Below are 1,296 nucleotides of genomic sequence, written 5' to 3'. Positions count from 1 at the left end.
GAGCATGAGTTCGGCGGAGTCGTTCGCCGAGTTCAACGGGCACATGTGCGCGGAGAACCGCGTCCCGCAGGAGCTCGTCGACACCATCACCGCGTCGAGCGAGGCGACGGGCTCGGACCTCGACTCGATGTTCCGCGAATCGATCGCGGGTTCGTTCCCCCAGGATCTCGAGGTGCTCGGGGTGGAGATCAGTGACAACGGCGCCGAGGCGACCGCGACCGTGGAGTCGGCGTCCGACGGGACGGGCCCGGAGCAGATTCACATGCGCGACGAGGATGGCGCCTGGAAGATGTGCCAGCCCGGTGTCGGGATGGGCGCGGTCCCGCAGGACCAGCAGCCGGGCTGACCCGACCCGTCGAGGGCGACCCGACCCGCCAACGGTCAGGCGGGCCGGGTCTGCCGCTGGCAGTCAGGCTGGCCGGGAACCGTCTCGGCCGGTGCGGTAGTCCCGCTCGATGCCGGGCGGATTGGTGAGGTGGCCGTCGTCGGCGATGAGACGGTCGACGTGTTGTCGCCATCGGTGGTCGAGAATCCGGTCGCGCGCCTGGGCCAGCGGCCCGTGTGGTGTGGTGCGGTGTTCGTGACCGGTCTCGGTGATGATGGTCAGCTCGCCGAGCGGTCCGGGTCGGTAGGCGCAGTGCCCGAAGGTCTTCTCCCGATGGTGCTTGCGACACAGGCACACGAGGTTCCACTCGGCGGTGGGTCCGCCCAGTTCAGGTCGCTGATGATCGAAGGCGATGACATGGTCGATCTCACAGTCGTGGGCGTCGACCGTGCACCCCGGGTGGCGGCACGTGCCGTCGCGGAGCCGGATTCGCTCGGCCAGCGCCGGGGTGATGAAGTACTTGAGCACCGCGTCCGGTGTGTCCTGGACACCCGGCTGCGGGTCGAGCATCTCGAACCTGACCCTGGAGTCGCCGCCGGACAGGAGCTCCTCACACAGCCAGTCGAAGCTCGAATAGGCGCCGTTCACGAACTGCACGCGGTTGGGCGACCCCTGGGCGACGCTGTCGATGATCGAGATCCGGATGGGCTGCTCGGTGCCCCACGACGCTCCCACCGGGGGCCTGTCGGCGGCGTCGGCGCGGGTGCCGGTAGTGGCATTGCACGCGCCCGCCGACTCTTCCGCGTCGTACAGGCTCGTGCCGATGTCGTTGGTCGTGGGGTCCCCGAGTGCGCACAGGGCGTCGGCGCGCAGTTGGTCGCGCGTGCGGGGGTGGCCCGACTCCGAGGCGGCGCGGGCGGCGGAGTCGATCCGGCGGCGGAGCTTCTCTGCATCCCCACTGGGCAGTGAGG

2 protein-coding genes are annotated in these 1,296 nt (G+C 69.8%); one reads left to right on the top strand and one right to left on the bottom strand.

What is annotated here, in order from left to right; genetic code table 11:
• The coding region (locus G6023_RS13075) for a hypothetical protein (protein ID WP_182635906.1) at nucleotides 1-346 on the top strand (346 nt) is incomplete at its 5' end.
• 63 nt (nucleotides 347-409) lie between these two features.
• On the opposite strand, the gene G6023_RS13070 is transcribed toward G6023_RS13075, so the two are convergent.
• Nucleotides 410-1,296: HNH endonuclease signature motif containing protein (locus G6023_RS13070; protein WP_182635904.1), on the bottom strand; the 887-nt coding region annotated here is incomplete at its 5' end.

Origin of the sequence: Dietzia sp. DQ11-71 (assembly GCF_014144995.1) — a bacterium.
Lineage (GTDB): Bacteria > Actinomycetota > Actinomycetes > Mycobacteriales > Mycobacteriaceae > Dietzia > Dietzia kunjamensis.
Note: the sequence above shows the minus strand (reverse complement) of the source record. Positions and strands in the feature narration are given on the sequence as shown.